Origin of the sequence: Solibacillus sp. (assembly GCF_040273735.1) — a bacterium.
GTDB lineage: Bacteria > Bacillota > Bacilli > Bacillales_A > Planococcaceae > Solibacillus.
Map to the genome: position 1 here is coordinate 201571 of NZ_JBELZM010000002.1, position 16385 is coordinate 217955.

Here is a 16385-nt window from a genome sequence, read left to right on the forward strand (position 1 = left end):
TATCGTACGAGGAAAGGATGTCACATAATGACACAACAGATGGATCAGTTAGCAATTAACGCAATCCGTACACTATCAATTGACGCAATCGAAAAAGCAAATTCGGGTCACCCAGGTTTACCAATGGGTGCTGCACCTATGGCCTATACATTGTGGACGAAGCAATTACGTCACAATCCACAAAATCCTAATTGGTATAATCGCGACCGTTTTGTACTATCAGCTGGACATGGTTCCATGCTTTTATATAGTTTATTGCATCTAGGCGGCTACGGTTTAGAGATGGAAGAGATCAAAAACTTCCGTCAATGGAATTCAAAAACACCGGGACATCCTGAATATGGTCATACAGTTGGTGTAGAAGCGACAACTGGTCCATTAGGACAAGGTATTGCAATGTCAGTAGGTATGGCTATGGCTGAACGTCACTTGGCAGCAACATACAACAAGCCAGGTAAAGACATTGTAGACCACTATACATTTGCTCTTTGCGGTGACGGAGATTTAATGGAAGGTGTTGCTGCAGAAGCAATTTCTCTTGCAGGTCACTTAAAATTGGATAAATTAATTGTACTATATGATTCAAATGACATTTCACTTGATGGTGATTTAGAAAAGTCATTCTCTGAAAACATCCAAAAACGTTTCGAATCTTACGGCTGGAACTATTTAAAAGTTGCAGACGGTACAGATATCGCGGAAATTAATTCAGCTATTGAAAAAGCGAAGCAAAATACTGGCGGCCCAACTGTAATCGAAGTGAAAACTGTCATCGGTTTTGGTTCTCCTAACAAATCTGGTAAAGCTGATTCACATGGTGCGCCACTAGGGTTTGATGAAGTTACTTTAACAAAAGCTGCATACGCTTGGGAACATGAGCCATTCTTCGTTCCAACTGAAGTATACGATACATTTAAAGCGGCAAGCGAAGTGCAAGGTGTACAAGCAGAAGCAGCATGGAACGAATTATTCGAAAGCTACAAAAACGAATATCCGGAACTGGCTGCACAATTTGTAAACGCAATGGATAACAAATTACCGGAGAATTTTGCTTCTGAATTACCTGTATATGAAGCAGGTACTGCAGTAGCTACTCGTTCATCATCTGGTGATGCAATCAATGCAATTGCAAAAACAACACCATCATTCTTCGGTGGTTCTGCTGACTTAGCAGGATCAAACAAAACAACAATTAAAGGCGCTGGCGATTTCTTTGCTGAAACTCCGGAAGGCCGTAATATTTGGTTTGGTGTTCGTGAATTTGCAATGGGTGCTGCGCTGAATGGTATGGCATTACATGGCGGTTTAAACGTATTTGGCGGTACTTTCTTTGTGTTCTCTGACTATGTACGCCCAGCAATTCGTTTATCTGCATTAATGGGTTTGCCTGTAACATATGTGTTTACACATGACTCAATTGCAGTAGGGGAAGATGGTCCTACACATGAGCCAATCGAGCATTTAGCATCATTACGTGCAATCCCGAATCTATCAGTGATCCGTCCTGCTGATGCAAATGAATCTGTAGCAGCATGGAAATTAGCTGTAGAGAGCAAATCAACGCCAACTGTATTAGTATTATCCCGTCAAAACTTGCCGGTATTAGATGTTGCAACAGAGACAGTATACGATGGTGTTGAAAAAGGCGCTTATGTTGTTTCAGCTTCATCTAAAGAAACTCCGGATGTCCTGTTAATTGCAACAGGTTCTGAAGTTGGCTTGGCAGTAGAAGCGAAAAAAGCATTGCTAGCAGAAGGAATTGACGCATCTGTTGTATCAATGCCATCAATGGACCGCTTTGAAAAACAGTCGAAAGAATACAAAGAATCTGTATTACCTAAAGCTGTGACGAAGCGTTTAGCAATTGAAATGGGAGCATCACTTGGCTGGCATAAATATGTTGGTTTTGAGGGCGATGTATTGGCGATCGATAAATTTGGTGCATCGGCTCCAGAGAAAATTGTGTTAAAAGAATACGGCTTCACAGTAGAAAATGTAGTTGCGAAAGTAAAAGCACTTTAGTTCGAAGCTCAAAATGTCACTTGTCTACTATGGCAAGTGGCATTTTTTCATTTATAGATCATTCAGAGGCGGGCCAATCGTTTAGAATGACAAGAAAAAAGCTTTGGCAAAAAGAGCAAATTCAGATACAATATGCCCATACAAATAATTGGATAACGTGCGATTTTCCTGAAGGAATGGTACGATAATAAAGAAATATGGAAGTATCAGATGAAGGATGTGGATGAATAATGACAGCAGAAAATAAGCAAAAAGAAATTACTACATATATCGAACAGACACTTTATTTCTTATCGAATAAAGCAGACCTTGAAAAATTCCAAACAATGCTTCAAAAAAATATCGATGAAAAAAGAGCTTCCTCCACGTCAACGACTGATTTTTATGATCGATTAATGTTAAATATTGCGTATTACGTGGAAAATAAAATGGCATGGACAGATCTTGTTCGGGAGACATTCAGTTCAGGAAAAGTGCCAGCCGTTTCTTATATTGAAAATGAATTGATGGCACAGCAAATGCAAATCCGCAATAGTGTCGGAGAGAAAATGGACGATTACAAGAAAGCATTCCATCAGCAATATGAAGCATTAAAGGTAGAAGATGAAGATGTGATATACGATTATGCGTATGCATCCGTAGAGCATGCATTCCGTATTGATTTTTTAACGGTTGCCTGTGCAAAAAATGCAAATATTTTAACAGAAGGCGATATTGAAGAAACAATCAAAATGCTGGATGGCTATATGGCTTATTACACGGACCAGCTTGTCAATAAAATGACGCTTTCTTAAAAGGAGATTTAAAATGAACACACCATTTATTTATTTACACAAAGCACCTAAAGTCGAGGCAGATAAGCAACCTGCGATATTCTTGCTGCATGGTTTAGGGAGCGATGAAAACGATTTACTGCAACTTGTTGATTCGTTTTCAACAAATTGTCATATTTTTAGTTTGCAAGGACCGATTAAACATCGTCCCGGCTTTGCATTTTATACATTTGAAGAAGAGGGCAAGCCGAATCGCGCCATCTTTGATAAAGTGCTGAAAGGTATTGAATTATTTATTAAAGAAGCCATTTGGGAATTCAATTTGGATGAACAGCAAATTTATGTTGTTGGTTTCAACCAAGGGGCAGCGATGGCACAGTCACTTGCAATGGTGATGGGCAATGCCATTCGTGGAACAGCAGCATTAAGCGGTTATTTACCGGAATTTGCTGCGCTTGAGTACAGCAAAAAAACGATGGATAAATCAAAAATCTTTATTTCTCACGGAGAATATGATTATGATTTTCCGATTGAATGGGCAGAACATGCCGTTCGTTTTTTCAGTGACTATGATACGGACGTAACATTCAGAACTTATCCGGTAGGCCATGGAGTGAGTGAGCAAAATCTACACGATTTAATCGCATTCTTATCAAAAGATTTACCGGACAATTTAAACTAAAGAAAACAGCTGACGGAAGGTGATTTACTTCCCGCCAGCTGTTTTTTTCGTGTCCAGCAATTGTTCTGCTTCGGTAATGGACATCGGTTTATAGAAATAATAGCCTTGACCAGCAGGACAGCCAAGTTGTTGAAGCATTGCCAGTTGTTCTTCAGTTTCAATTCCTTCGGCAATGGGACGCATTTGAATGTTTTTAGCCAATTGGATGATTGTTTGCACGATTGCATACATCCCGGGTTCATTCATTGCACTGACAAAGCTCCGGTCAATTTTGATTTCAGAAAAGGGCAGCTGCGGTAAATAACTTAATGAAGAAAAACCAATTCCAAAATCGTCGATTGAACATTCAATGCCCATAAATCTTAGTTGATTCAGAATCTCTTTTGCATTTTTAAAGTCCACCAACTCTATGCTTTCCGTTACTTCCAGTTTTATATATTCCGGGGGAACATTATATTGGTAAAATATATCTCTTATATTTTGAAGGAAATCCGGATCGTAAAAATGGTCCGGAGAAATATTGAGCGCAATTGGTAAAATCTTTTTGTTCTCATTTATACGATTTTGAAGCCAGACAAGGATCTGCTTAAAATTCAGTAAATCAATCGCTTTAATTTTTCCGGTTTGTTCAGCGATCGGGATATATTTTACCGGTGAAATAAAACCAAGTTTGCTCGAATTCCAACGAGAGAGTGCTTCAAAACCTTCCACTTCGATTGTCTGGAAGTTAATCTTAGGCTGCAAATAAACTTCGAATTCTTCATGTTGAAGCCCATAGGCCAATTGATTGAGGATATCCATTTCTTCCGTCAATTGTTTCGTACTATTGTCTTCATATACAGCATAGCTCGTCCCAGTTCGCTTCTGTGCATTGGATAAGGCGATATCAGCCTGGTGAATGCTCTGCTCGACTGTCATCGACTGATTAAAGACCGTATAACCAATTTTTAATGTAATATAGATTTCTTTACCATCGATAATATAAGGTAATTGTGTTATTGATTCAAGAGGCTGATTATAGGCAAGGAAGCACTCATTTTCGTCAACTTTTCCGAATATGAGTGAATTTGAAAATCGTGCAATCAGTGAATCACTTTTCGGGATATATATTTGCATACGATCTGCCACTTGTCGGAGTAAATCGGCTCCGGCGTTTCTTCCGTATAAATCAACGACTTTATTAAATTCAGTAGGATGTAAGATTGCAACCAATCCCGAGTTGCCAACATTAATCCATTCTGATAATTCAGATTTGAAGTAATGGAGGTTTGGTAAATTTGTTTCAACATCAAAAAAGGCAAGTCTACTAAGCTCAATTTTTTGTTCAGCATATTTTATTGCCAATTGAATCAGTAAAGCCAATCGATTTAAGTAATTAATATCGATTTGCTTTAACTCTGTCGTATCCTGATTGAACAGGGTCAAAATGCCGCTAACTTCATTTTGAGGAGTTAAAATCGGCTTTGTCCATGAGCCTTGAACAAAATTAAGATGCCAATGTTTAAAAAGATCTAGATGTTGATCTTTTTGAGCAAAGTCCTTTAAATAAACTGCGTTCGAATTCAGGCTAGTATTAGGAGTAATTTCCAATATATTAAGTTCATTAATAATTTCCAATGGCAATGAATGTGTGCCTACCGATTTAATTTCAAAATTTTCATCAAAAATGTGAATGGCACAGTAGACATCGCGAATATAGAAAAGTTCAATTTTCTCGGTAATTAAATTTAAAATCGACTGCAGGTTATCTTCATGATCAATCGCTTCATAAACTTCATGCTCCAGTTTATAAACCATTTTATTTAACTCTGCTTCCGTTGTATCTTCGCAAGTTAATAAAATATACTGAATCACTTTGTCTTCATTTCGAATCGGATGCAGTGTAACCGAGTTCCAAAAAGCCGATCCTTCTTTCGTATAATGCAAAATCGTAAATTTTTTTGCTACACCTGATTTTAAATGTAAATTAAATTCTTCAATAGATATTTCATTGGTTCTATGTCCATTCAAAATATTGATATTTTGATGGAGCAATTCATTCATTTCGAAAGATGTGAATTTTAAAAAAGGTGAATTAGCATGTAAAATAGGTAAATTTGCCTCATTAATATCAATGATGAGCGATCCTTTCGAAAGCTGGTTACTTAAGGTTTTTAGCCAATTAAATAATCGGTCTTTTGATAGGGGTATAAATTGATCAATGGTCATTCTAACTTCCCCTTTAAAAAGTAGTGTGTATTTTAACTAAAGTATAACAAAATTCCTATAAATTTAAAGTGAGATTATATTAATATAAAAATATTCCTTATAATTGAGACTAAAGAACTTGGTGAAAAATAGATTTCATTAACTATTTTAGCGCAAAAAAAAGAAACCAGTAAATATGGAATTTACTAGTTTCTGTTAACCTTATTTTCGATATTCGTCGATTTTAGTTGTAATTTTATCTTTAACATCAGCAACTCTTTCCTGTGCTTCTCCTTTTAGCTGATCGCGCTGACCATCCAATTGTAAAGATGGATCATTTGTATTTTTACCGATTTCTTCTTTTACTTCACCTTTAATTTTGTTTCCTGCACCTTTTAGTTTATCTGTAAATCCATTTGACATAATATGACCTCCTAAAAGTTTAGATGGTAATTCTATTCCCTCAGTGTATGAATACTAAACAATTTGGATAGAAAAGCCGGATTAAAGCAAAAATAATGAAAATAATTAATGTATGTAGGCATTATACAAGTGATGAAGAATTTCCTGACCCTCTTCTTTTATAAGTATTTGACCATCCATTTTCATGGATACTTTTGTTTTTGTCTCATCCATTGTGCCACTGTTAAATGAAAGGATTATTTCTACTTCGCCATTTTCTTTTAACTGTTCTCTTTGGTTCCCTGAAAATGAATGCTGGGCGAATAAACCGTTATCTTGCCAATTACCTGTGATTTTTAACTGCTGTGTTTTACCGCTGTCGTCATAATCCCATTGAACATCGCGTAATATAGTTTTAAATAAGTCGTTAATAGTAAAAGTATGATTGTCGAATTTGATTTCAGTAGCTCGAATGGAATGGACATCGATTGAAATAGCTGAAGCAGCTTCATTTGCCTTTGAATTAATACCTGCTGCCGCCTCTTTTAAATCCGCTACCGTCTCACCACATCCAGCCAATAAAATTACAGTAAATAATATTAAACTAAATCTCCTCATTAGAATCCCTCCAATGCTGTCATTTCATTCATCTTACTAAATTGTGGTAAAAGATTCGCACCGATTTTGAAACAAATTGTGAAAGAATTGTAACAGTCCGTTAATTTGTTGTTTAAAGATATTCTTTTCTGAAATTGTTTGCATTGTTTGTTCATGAATAACGTTCGCAACTCTGGGTATGATTAGACATAGATACGAATCGCTTGGCGCTGAAAAGTCCATCATCTAAAAAATCGAAAGTGAGTGATTTTATTGCGGATTAATGATGAATTGCTAGACAAACTTGGAATTTACTTTGTTTATCATGAAGTGTATAACAAATATGGCATTACTTTTGAGAGCTTTGTTGATCGCTGGACAAGAGGAATTCTGGAAATATAGTTTTGCGTGAGCAGTGAGAAGTATGAATGGAACATAAATTTATTTCTTATGCTGAAAAAGATGCGACCTGCTGGGAGGACGTGTCTTTTTTTCTGTTTTCTTTTTGGAAAAAGTTGTTTACGATGAAACTAACTACATAAACAACTAAAGGAGAACAGACAATGAAAGTACGTGAATTGGGTATATCGATTGGGCAATTGCCTCCAGGGGATAAAAACTGTATTACCGATATTGAAGGTGTAAGTGTCGGGCATGTAACATTGGATTATCCGTTAAATGATTCAGGTGATGCTGCCTGTACCGGAGTAACGGCTGTTTTACCACATCAGGGCAATCTTTTCCGGGAAAAGGTGACAGCAGCCAGCTATATATTAAACGGCTTCGGAAAAACAAGTGGTCTTGTTCAAGTGGATGAACTTGGTGTAATCGAGTCGCCAATTATGCTAACTAATACATTTGGGGTACCAAATGTATCACAAGGGACACTCCAATATTTACTTGAACAGAACGAAGAGATAGGAATTACGACTGGTACAGTTAATATTGTTGTCGGAGAATGCAATGATAGCCATTTAAACTCCATCCGCCATTTTCCGGTAAAACCTGAACATGCAATAGAAGCAATACAGCAAGCTAAAACAGATGTTATAGAAGAGGGAGCTGTCGGAGCAGGAAGAGGTATGGTCTGCTTCGGCTATAAAGGAGGAATTGGCAGCTCTTCACGCATCGTTGAAGAACGGACAGGTCAAAAATATACTGTCGGATGCCTCGTATTGAGTAACTTTGGAAAGGCGAGCGAATTTTTGACAGACCGGTATAAGGTTACGGCTGACAACAGAGAATCAACAATTAGCCCTACAGACGGCTCTATTATTATTGTAATGGCGACAGATGCCCCATTAAGCAGCCGCCAGCTAAAACGAGTTATAAAACGCTGCGGAATAGGATTAGGGAGAACAGGCAGCCATTATTCCCATGGAAGCGGAGATATTGTCATCGGTTTTACAACAGCTCGTACAGTACAACATCAGTTCGATGGTGAACTGGAAAGTCGCCGGCAGATTAGAGAAGATCATGAAGTCATGAACTCATTATTTATGGCAGCTGCCGAAGCGACAGAAGAAGCAATCCTGAATTCTTTGTCACAAGCTACAACTACAACGGGAAGAAATAATCACAAAGTCCAAAAATATAATTTTGTCGAATAATGTATTTTTACGTTATGAAGCTTATTGAGTCTTTTACATAATATCTATGTAGAAGGCTTTTTTCTTATGAAAATATAATATCAATGGGGATAATATGTTTTGAAAAATGCTATTTAACTAAGGTTTTAGCCCTTTATAATTTTATAATTTTATTTAGAAAACTATTAGAAAAAACTTCCACAATCGAAATAAGTATGGTATTTTATAGATTATAAATAAAAGACTGAAAAATCTAAATCTTCCAAAATGTTATTCTATACTGATGAATAAATAAAAAATTAAAGGAGAATCGTAATAAATGAAAGTATATATAAGTGCGGATATCGAGGGGATAACAGGCACAACGGTCTGGAGTGAAACCGAACTGAGCGCTCCGGATTACGCCCAGTTTCAAAAACAAATGACAAAAGAAGTGCTTGCCGCAATTGAAGGAGCATTTGCAGGTGGTGCTACTGAAATTTTATTGAAAGATGCACATGATTCCGGGCGAAATATTCTTATAGAAAACCTGCCGGAAAATGTAAGAATCATGCGCGGCTGGACGCAGGAGCCAATGTGCATGGTTGCGGGATTGGACAGCAGTTTTGACCGGGCGATTTTTATTGGCTATCACAGTGAAGGCGGCAGTGAGAAGAACCCGCTGGCACATACATTGAGCTTATTGGCGGATGTCAAAATTAACGGGGAATATGCTAGTGAATTTTTAATAAATACATATGCAGCATCCCTCCATGAGGTACCGGTTGCTTTTGTTAGCGGAGATTTGGCATTGACAGAACATATCGCCCGTTACAATGACCAAATCGTCACATTCGCGACAAAAGAGGGAGTCGGTCATGCAACAATCAGTGTAAGTCCGCAAACGACATTAAAACAGACGAAACATCTTATAGAACAGGCAATGAAGATTGAACGAACAAAACTTCAAATTGAATTGCCGAAACACTTTACGGTAGAAATTATTTACAAGGATCATATTAAAGCATACCGAAATTCGTTTTATCCAGGCGCAATATTTAAACCGCATAATACAGTCCAGTTCGAAACGACCGATTATTTTGAAGTGTTAAGACTGTTACAATTTTTAACTTAAAGCAGGTGAATCTATGAAAATATCAAAGGTTGAGGTGGGTCTTGTCGAGGCACCTCTTATTACTCCGTTTAAAACAGCGCTACGCACAGTACATAGTATACGAAATACCGCCGTCTTTATTTATACAGACAACGGGCTAATTGGAATTGGTGAAGCTGCGCCTACCCATGTCATTACAGGAGAGACACTTTCATCAATCAGCTATGCAATAGAAGAAGTGATAGCACCATCGATTATCGGAATTGAAATTGATGAAATTGCACTGCTTTGTCAAAAGGTCGATACGTGTCTCTACCAGAATACGAGTGCTAAAGCGGCGGTCGAAATTGCGCTTTATGATTTATGGGCGAAACAATACAATGCTCCCCTTTATAAATTGCTAGGGGGCTACAGAAAGAACATTACAACGGACATTACTATTAGTGTGAATGGAACGGATGAAATGGTGAAAGACAGTTTAGTAGCTGTTAAACGTGGCTTTTCCATTTTAAAAGTAAAAGTCGGGAAAAATCCGGTAGAAGATGTTGAACGGGTTATGGCAATTCGAAAAGCAGTAGGACCTGCTATTACATTAAGAGTTGATGCCAATCAAGGATGGACAGCAAAAGAAGCTGTAAAAATCATTGGAGAGCTTGAAGATAAAGGGGCTGATATCGAACTCGTTGAACAGCCTGTACACTATAGTGATGTGAAGGGCATGCAATATGTAACAAGTAATACGTATACAAATATTTTGGCTGATGAAAGTGTATTTTCTCCAAAGCAAGCGATCGAGGTCATTGAAAAGCGGGCCGCGGATTTAATAAATATTAAGCTGATGAAAACAGGGGGTATTTCAAAAGCTCAACAAATTAACCACATTGCAGAGGCAAATGGTGTCGCTTGTATGATTGGCTGTATGCTTGAAACAAAAATTAGTGTCAGTGCAGCTGCGCATTTTGCAGCAGCCAGCAAAAATGTCACTATGGTCGATTTAGATGGACCGAGTTTGTGCAGTGAAGATCCAATTGAAGGGGGGCCGATTTTCGAAGGGGAGAATATTCAGATGACCGATGCTCCCGGTATCGGGTTATTAATAGAGACTTACTTAGCCAGATAGAATAGAGAAATGGGGGAAATGACTTTGAAAAAATCTTTGTTAGCGTTACTTTGTATGTTTGTACTCGTACTGGCAGCTTGTGGTGATTCATCGGATTCTGGTGAAACATCGGAATATCGAACAGTGTATTCCGGTGAAATTAAAACGCTGAACTATTTAAAAACAGCGGAAACAAATGAATTTGCATTATCGGCAAATTTGGTAGAAGGATTAATTGAATATGACCAATACGGAGTCGTTAAACCTGGATTGGCTGAAAGCTGGGAATCCAATGAAGACGCGACTGTATGGACATTCAAACTTCGTGATGATGTAAAGTGGGTAGATCATGAAGGTAAAGATGTGGAAAATGTTGTAGCACAGGACTTTGTAGACGGTTTAAATTATGTGCTTGATGCGAAAAACGAATCTTCGACAGCGTGGATTGCAACAGTCGTGAAAAACGGTGATGCCTTCTATAACGGGGAAGTAACGGATTTCTCGCAAGTAGGTATTAAAGCGATTGATGAAACAACGCTTGAATATACATTGGAAGCTCCGACGCCATATTTTTTATCGATGCTGAACTATGTATGTTTCTTCCCGGTGAACGGGGAATTCTTAGCTGAAAAAGGCGATACGTTCGGAACGACTCGCGAGAATATTTTATATAATGGCGCATATATTTTAGATAAATTCGAACCTCAGAATGAGCGTGTACTTGTGAAAAACGACGCTTACTGGGATAAAGAAACAGTAAAAATCGACCGTATCCGCTATAAGTACAATAAAGAAGCAGCAACAGTTGCACCTGAACTGTTCTTACGTGACGAGATTGATGGGGCATTAATTCCGACATCCATTTTGGATGAATGGCTAAACAGTGACGACAAAAAAGATTTAGTACGCCAAAACACAAATAACTTCTACACATACTTCTATGCATTAAACTTTGATCCGCAATATGATGCAGAGTATGAGCCTGAAAACTGGAAAGTGGCAGTAAACAATAAAGATTTCCGCAAATCGCTTTATCATGCGCTTGATCGTGTATCAGCGATGTTAACAATCGAGCCGTACAATCCGCAAGATTTATTGTCAAATACAATTACACCGAAGAACTTTGTGGATGTTGAAGGTGTAGATTACACAATGCTAGAGCCATTAAAAGCAATTACAGAAACAGACTCATTTAACAAAGACTTAGCTCTTGAACATAAAGAGGCGGCATTGGCTGCACTAGCCGGTAAAGCAACATTCCCTGTAAAGGTATTATTACCATACAACTCTGGTTCACCAGAATGGGCAAACCGTTCACAAGTAGTGGAACAGCAACTAGAAAACCTTTTAGGTACAGATTACATCGATGTGGAACTATATGCAGGCCCTGCGACAGGATTCCTTGGTGAAGTACGTCGCCCTGGTAAGTTTTCGATGCTTGAAGCAAACTGGGGTCCGGACTTTGCTGATCCGTCAACATATACAGATCCATTTTCAGAAGGCGGAACTTATAATAAACCGGAAATGGCAGAAGGTTATAACAGTGAATATAACAAGCTAGTCGAAGCTGCAAAGGCAGAAGTAGATCCGGCAGTACGTTATGAGCTATTTGCGAAGGCAGAGGCATTTTTAATTGAGGAAGCATTTGTTATTCCGTACGCTGTAGGCGGCGGTGGTTATACTGCTTCAAAATTAAATCCGTTTGAATCACAATATTCGCCATTTGGTGTTACATCCGAGAAGTTTAAAGGTCAGTCTATCCTAGATAAGCCAATGAGTAATGAAGAATTCAAGTCTGCTAAAGAAGCATGGGAAAAAGAACGTGCGGAAGCATTAGCAAACACTTCTAATTAATACGTAGGCATTTTAAATGGAGGTAGATTAGGAGATGACAGGATGTTTCTGCATCTCCTTTCTGCTTTTATATACTTCATTCGCTTGGCGCTAGGGGCAAATAAGACACGGGAAGTCATTACGCCGAGGAATTACTGAGGAGGGAACGTGTTTGTTAAAGTATATTGCGAAACGATTCGCGCAATCCATATTGACGTTATTTATCATCATTACAATAGTTTTCTCACTGTTAAGATTAATGCCTGATGAAGGGTATTTAGGCGCAGCAGCAGAAAAAATGTCGCCTGAACAACAGGAAATCTATTTAACAAATCTTGGCTTACGGGATCCGTTGTTAGTCCAACTTAAAAACTTCTACGTTGACCTCATTCAAGGCGACTTAGGAAAATCGATTACATACCGTACAGATGTACCAGTACTTGATATTATTCAGGATAAAATGATGTATTCTATATTGTTTGGATTAGGGGCTGTAGCGCTCTCTTTACTAGTTGGTGTACCGTTGGGCATTTTAATGGCCCAGTTTAAAGGACGCTGGCTCGACAGGCTCGGCACAGGCTATATCGTTATTGTAGTAGCAGTACCGGCGATGGTGTATTTCCTCATGATTCAAATGTATATTTCGGAATGGTTCAACTTGCCGATGCTGTTTGATGAATACAATGCACGGAGTTTTATATTACCGTTAATCTGTTTGGCACTTGGTCCGATTGCTTCTTATGCGATGTGGATGCGACGCTATATGGTGGATGAGCTGAATAAGGATTATATTAAGCTGGCACGTGCAAAAGGTGTTACAGAGCGTACGATTATGTTCCGCCATGTGATGAGAAATGCCTTCATACCAATGGCGCAATATTTACCTGCTACAATTTTATTTACGATTACCGGTTCGATTTACATTGAATCATTATTTTCGATTCCAGGTATGGGTGGATTGCTCGTAGATGCGATTCAACGTCAGGATAACAATGTCGTCCAAGGTTTAGTGCTTGTATTTTCTTCACTTGGGATCATTGGGTTAATTTTAGGGGATTTACTGATGGCAATTGTTGACCCTCGAATTAAACTAGGGAAAGGGGACAGTGTACGCTAATGGGAATTTTCACGAAAGAGATTCAGAATATTTCGGAAAAATCAACAGAACAGCTGCATGATCATATGTTTGACTTTGCCGCTGTCGATGATGCAAAAGCGGAAGAAACAGCTTATTCCAATTACTCTTATTGGCGTTCGACCTTCCGCTCCTTTAGTAAAAATAAAATTGCTGTATTTTTGCTTGTCTTTGTCATCGTTTTGATTGCATTTACATTTGTCCAACCTTATTTACCAGATCAGAAATCGCCGACTCAGATTTATTTAAATCCGGACACAGGAATGCAGGACCGGAATGTGGCTCCAAATGATGAATATATTTTTGGGACAAACTCCATCGGTCAGGATTTATGGTCCCGAATTTGGGAAGGGACAAGAACATCCTTATTTATCGGATTTGCTGTAGCGATTATCGAAGTTCTTATCGGTTTTACAGTTGGGGCTTTATGGGGCTATTCGAGAAAACTCGAGGTACCGATCACTCAGTTATACAACATAGTGGATAATATTCCGACAACGATTGTGCTGATTTTAATGGCGTATATTTTACGACCTGGCATATCGACGATCATTATTGCCATGTGTATAACTGGCTGGGTTGAAATGGCGCGGTTCCTGCGAAATCAGATTGTCATTCTGCGCGACCGTGAGTACAATCTAGCATCGAAAACATTAGGAACGCCCGGCTATAAAATTATCTTGAAAAACCTGCTCCCATATTTAATTTCGGTTATTATGCTGCGTATGAGTTTAGCAGTGCCGGCTGCAATTGGAGCGGAAGTATTTTTAACATATATCGGCCTTGGACTGCCGGTTAGTGAGCCATCATTAGGAAACTTGATCAATGAAGGACGGGTACTGATGATGTCACCGGATTTACGTTATCAGCTTATTTTCCCAAGTATCGTGCTAAGTGTCATTACGATTGCCTTTTATATTATCGGGAATGCATTTGCAGATGCGGCAGATCCGAAAAATCACGTTTAAAGAGGAGGGCGTTATGTGGAACAGGAAAAAATATTATCCATCGAAAATCTAGTCATAAAATTTAAACTGCGTGGACAAACATTGACGGCTATCCGTGATATTTCGCTCGATTTATATAAAGGGGAAAGTCTTGCAATCGTTGGGGAATCCGGTTCAGGGAAATCAGTGTTAGTAAAATCGATCATGGGCCTGCTTGATAAAAACGGCTATATTGCGGATGGACAAATCCACTTTGACGGGCATGATTTATCGAAATTTAAAACAGAGGCGGATTGGCTGAAAGTTCGCGGCAAAAAAATCGCCATGGTAACACAAGACCCGATGACATCGCTTAATCCGCTGAAAACAATCGGAAAACAGATCGAAGAAAGTGTCGTGCTGCACCAAGGATTAAAAGGGAACGAAGCATATGAAAAGACATTGCAGCTGCTGCGTGATGTTGGGATTCATGATGTTGCACGCCGCTATAAGCAATACCCGCATGAATTTTCCGGAGGGATGCGTCAGCGAATCGTGATTGCGATTGCTGTTGCCTGCAACCCGCAAATCCTAATATGTGATGAGCCGACAACCGCACTGGATGTAACGATACAGGCGCAAATCCTTCAGCTGTTAACAAATTTGCAGGAGAAGTATTTGCTGTCTACAATTTATATTACGCATGACTTAGGTGTCGTTGCAAAAGTCGCGGACAGAATTGCGGTAATGTATGCAGGGGATATTATTGAAGTTGGACAAACTGAGGAAGTGTTTTTCGACGCGAAACATCCGTATACATGGGCCTTGATTTCTTCACTCCCTCAATTGGGAAATAAGGGTGAAGAATTATATTCCATCAAAGGAACGCCGCCGAATTTGTTTAAAGAAATTAAAGGGGATGCGTTTGCGCCTAGGAACCAGTATGCATTGAAAATCGACTTTGTTGAACGTCCACCTTTTTTCAAAGTGACAGATACTCATTATGCACGTACATGGCTGCTTGATCCAAAAGCACCGAAAGTAGAACCTCCTGAAGTGTTGCAAGCCTTTTTCGCAGAAGGGAGACAATATGCAAATGACTAAAATAAATGAAGAAAAACTGATTGAAGTAAAAAATATTGATATCGTTTTCGGGCAAGGCAAAAAACAGTTCAAAGCGGTAGAGAACGTGAGCTTCGACATATATAAAGGTGAAACATTCGGGCTTGTAGGGGAATCCGGTTCAGGAAAAACGACGATCGGCCGGGCGATTATGCGTATTAACCCGATAACAAACGGAGAAATTCTGTTCCATGGAAAACCGATAAATGGCCGCATTTCCAGTACATGGGACCGCGAAATCACACAAAAGATTCAAATGATTTTCCAGGACCCGGGCGCATCTTTAAATGAACGGGCAAAGGTTGACTATATTGTATCGGAAGGCCTGATCAACAATAAAAGGTACAGCAATGAACAGGAGCGGATCGATAAAGTAAAAAAAGCATTACTGGAAGTCGGACTGCTGCCGGAATTTGCTTCACGTTTCCCTCATGAGTTTTCAGGCGGGCAGCGTCAAAGGATCGGCATTGCCAGAGCACTTGTCATGGAACCGGAATTTATCGTAGCGGATGAACCGATATCTGCACTGGACGTTTCGATTCGTGCTCAAGTATTGAACTTATTGTCAAACTTACAGGAACATCGTGAGTTAACGTATTTATTTATCGCTCATGACCTTTCGATTGTCCGCTTTATTACAGATCGTACAGCGGTCATTTATAAGGGGAAAATTGTTGAACTGGGTGAAACGGAAAAGCTGTTCAACAATCCGCTGCATCCTTACACGAAAGCATTGCTGGCAGCGGTTCCAGAACCAAATCCGTTAAAAGAGCGAAGAAAAAAGCTGCAAGTGTATGATCCGACTGTCCATCAGTATGAAATGGATCCACCTGAATTTGTTGAAATTGAAGAAGGACATTTCGTATTGGCCAATCAAGAAGAGCAGGCACAGTATCGGGCGGTGCTTGCCGGAAGTGGAGTGTAG

The 16385-nt window shown here is 39.0% G+C and carries 14 protein-coding genes; 11 read left to right on the plus strand and 3 right to left on the minus strand.

Annotated elements, in window-relative coordinates; all coding sequences use genetic code 11:
- Positions 1-27 precede the first annotated feature (27 nt).
- From tkt to ABS917_RS03140, 3 genes are all read left to right on the plus strand, one after another.
- The gene (gene tkt, locus ABS917_RS03130; RefSeq protein ID WP_350477629.1) at positions 28-2022 is read left to right on the plus strand and encodes a transketolase; all 1995 of its coding nucleotides are present in this window, start codon (positions 28-30) and stop codon (positions 2020-2022) included.
- Between the two features lie 230 nt (positions 2023-2252).
- A complete protein-coding gene (locus tag ABS917_RS03135; protein ID WP_350477630.1) occupies positions 2253-2816 on the plus strand; it encodes a DNA helicase in 564 nt (187 codons plus the stop codon).
- A gap of 13 nt (positions 2817-2829) precedes the next feature.
- A complete protein-coding gene (locus tag ABS917_RS03140; RefSeq protein ID WP_350477631.1) occupies positions 2830-3477 on the plus strand; it encodes an alpha/beta hydrolase in 648 nt (215 codons plus the stop codon).
- A 24-nt stretch (positions 3478-3501) separates the two neighbouring features.
- On the opposite strand, the gene ABS917_RS03145 is transcribed toward ABS917_RS03140, so the two are convergent.
- The 3 genes from ABS917_RS03145 to ABS917_RS03155 all read right to left on the minus strand — a co-directional run bounded on the left by ABS917_RS03145 (position 3502) and on the right by ABS917_RS03155 (position 6684).
- A complete protein-coding gene (locus tag ABS917_RS03145; RefSeq protein ID WP_350477632.1) occupies positions 3502-5685 on the minus strand; it encodes an EAL domain-containing protein in 2184 nt (727 codons plus the stop codon).
- A gap of 201 nt (positions 5686-5886) precedes the next feature.
- On the minus strand, positions 5887-6087 hold the full coding sequence (locus ABS917_RS03150) for a CsbD family protein (RefSeq protein WP_350477633.1): 201 nt from the start codon (positions 6085-6087) through the stop codon (positions 5887-5889).
- A gap of 105 nt (positions 6088-6192) precedes the next feature.
- Positions 6193-6684: a 23S rRNA methyltransferase gene (locus tag ABS917_RS03155; RefSeq protein WP_350477634.1), complete on the minus strand. Its 492-nt coding sequence runs from the start codon at positions 6682-6684 to the stop codon at positions 6193-6195.
- A gap of 542 nt (positions 6685-7226) precedes the next feature.
- On the opposite strand from ABS917_RS03155, the gene ABS917_RS03160 reads away from it, so the two are divergent.
- The 8 genes from ABS917_RS03160 to ABS917_RS03195 all read left to right on the plus strand — a co-directional run bounded on the left by ABS917_RS03160 (position 7227) and on the right by ABS917_RS03195 (position 16385).
- Positions 7227-8273: a DmpA family aminopeptidase gene (locus tag ABS917_RS03160; RefSeq protein ID WP_350477635.1), complete on the plus strand. Its 1047-nt coding sequence runs from the start codon at positions 7227-7229 to the stop codon at positions 8271-8273.
- Positions 8274-8571: 298 nt separating this feature from the next.
- On the plus strand, positions 8572-9366 hold the full coding sequence (locus ABS917_RS03165; protein ID WP_350477636.1) for a M55 family metallopeptidase: 795 nt from the start codon (positions 8572-8574) through the stop codon (positions 9364-9366).
- Between the two features lie 13 nt (positions 9367-9379).
- On the plus strand, positions 9380-10465 hold the full coding sequence (locus ABS917_RS03170; protein ID WP_350477637.1) for a dipeptide epimerase: 1086 nt from the start codon (positions 9380-9382) through the stop codon (positions 10463-10465).
- 18 nt (positions 10466-10483) lie between these two features.
- The gene (locus ABS917_RS03175; protein ID WP_483316044.1) at positions 10484-12298 is read left to right on the plus strand and encodes a peptide ABC transporter substrate-binding protein; all 1815 of its coding nucleotides are present in this window, start codon (positions 10484-10486) and stop codon (positions 12296-12298) included.
- Between the two features lie 151 nt (positions 12299-12449).
- The gene (locus tag ABS917_RS03180; protein ID WP_350477639.1) at positions 12450-13394 is read left to right on the plus strand and encodes an ABC transporter permease; all 945 of its coding nucleotides are present in this window, start codon (positions 12450-12452) and stop codon (positions 13392-13394) included.
- Entirely contained in the window at positions 13394-14380 is a 987-nt protein-coding gene (locus tag ABS917_RS03185; protein WP_350477640.1) for an ABC transporter permease, read from the plus strand. Before ABS917_RS03180 ends, ABS917_RS03185 begins: the two co-directional genes overlap by 1 nt.
- Before the next feature lie 15 nt (positions 14381-14395).
- Positions 14396-15442 (plus strand): ABC transporter ATP-binding protein, encoded by a 1047-nt coding sequence (locus ABS917_RS03190; RefSeq protein WP_350477641.1) that lies wholly within the window; start codon positions 14396-14398, stop codon positions 15440-15442.
- Positions 15435-16385, plus strand: a complete 951-nt coding sequence (locus ABS917_RS03195; protein ID WP_350477642.1) for an oligopeptide/dipeptide ABC transporter ATP-binding protein — start codon at positions 15435-15437, stop codon at positions 16383-16385. Before ABS917_RS03190 ends, ABS917_RS03195 begins: the two co-directional genes overlap by 8 nt.

Bases quoted from the DNA above. Each gene is read 5' to 3' on its own strand.
- ABS917_RS03135 (WP_350477630.1), top strand. From the start codon at position 2,253: ATGACAGCAGAAAATAAGCAAAAAGAAATTACTACATATATCGAACAG.
- ABS917_RS03155 (WP_350477634.1), bottom strand. From the start codon at position 6,684: ATGAGGAGATTTAGTTTAATATTATTTACTGTAATTTTATTGGCTGGA.
- ABS917_RS03195 (WP_350477642.1), top strand. From the start codon at position 15,435: ATGACTAAAATAAATGAAGAAAAACTGATTGAAGTAAAAAATATTGAT.
- ABS917_RS03145 (WP_350477632.1), bottom strand. From the start codon at position 5,685: ATGACCATTGATCAATTTATACCCCTATCAAAAGACCGATTATTTAAT.
- ABS917_RS03165 (WP_350477636.1), top strand. From the start codon at position 8,572: ATGAAAGTATATATAAGTGCGGATATCGAGGGGATAACAGGCACAACG.
- tkt (WP_350477629.1), top strand. From the start codon at position 28: ATGACACAACAGATGGATCAGTTAGCAATTAACGCAATCCGTACACTA.
- ABS917_RS03140 (WP_350477631.1), top strand. From the start codon at position 2,830: ATGAACACACCATTTATTTATTTACACAAAGCACCTAAAGTCGAGGCA.
- ABS917_RS03185 (WP_350477640.1), top strand. From the start codon at position 13,394: ATGGGAATTTTCACGAAAGAGATTCAGAATATTTCGGAAAAATCAACA.
- ABS917_RS03160 (WP_350477635.1), top strand. From the start codon at position 7,227: ATGAAAGTACGTGAATTGGGTATATCGATTGGGCAATTGCCTCCAGGG.
- ABS917_RS03170 (WP_350477637.1), top strand. From the start codon at position 9,380: ATGAAAATATCAAAGGTTGAGGTGGGTCTTGTCGAGGCACCTCTTATT.
- ABS917_RS03150 (WP_350477633.1), bottom strand. From the start codon at position 6,087: ATGTCAAATGGATTTACAGATAAACTAAAAGGTGCAGGAAACAAAATT.
- ABS917_RS03175 (WP_483316044.1), top strand. From the start codon at position 10,484: ATGACTTTGAAAAAATCTTTGTTAGCGTTACTTTGTATGTTTGTACTC.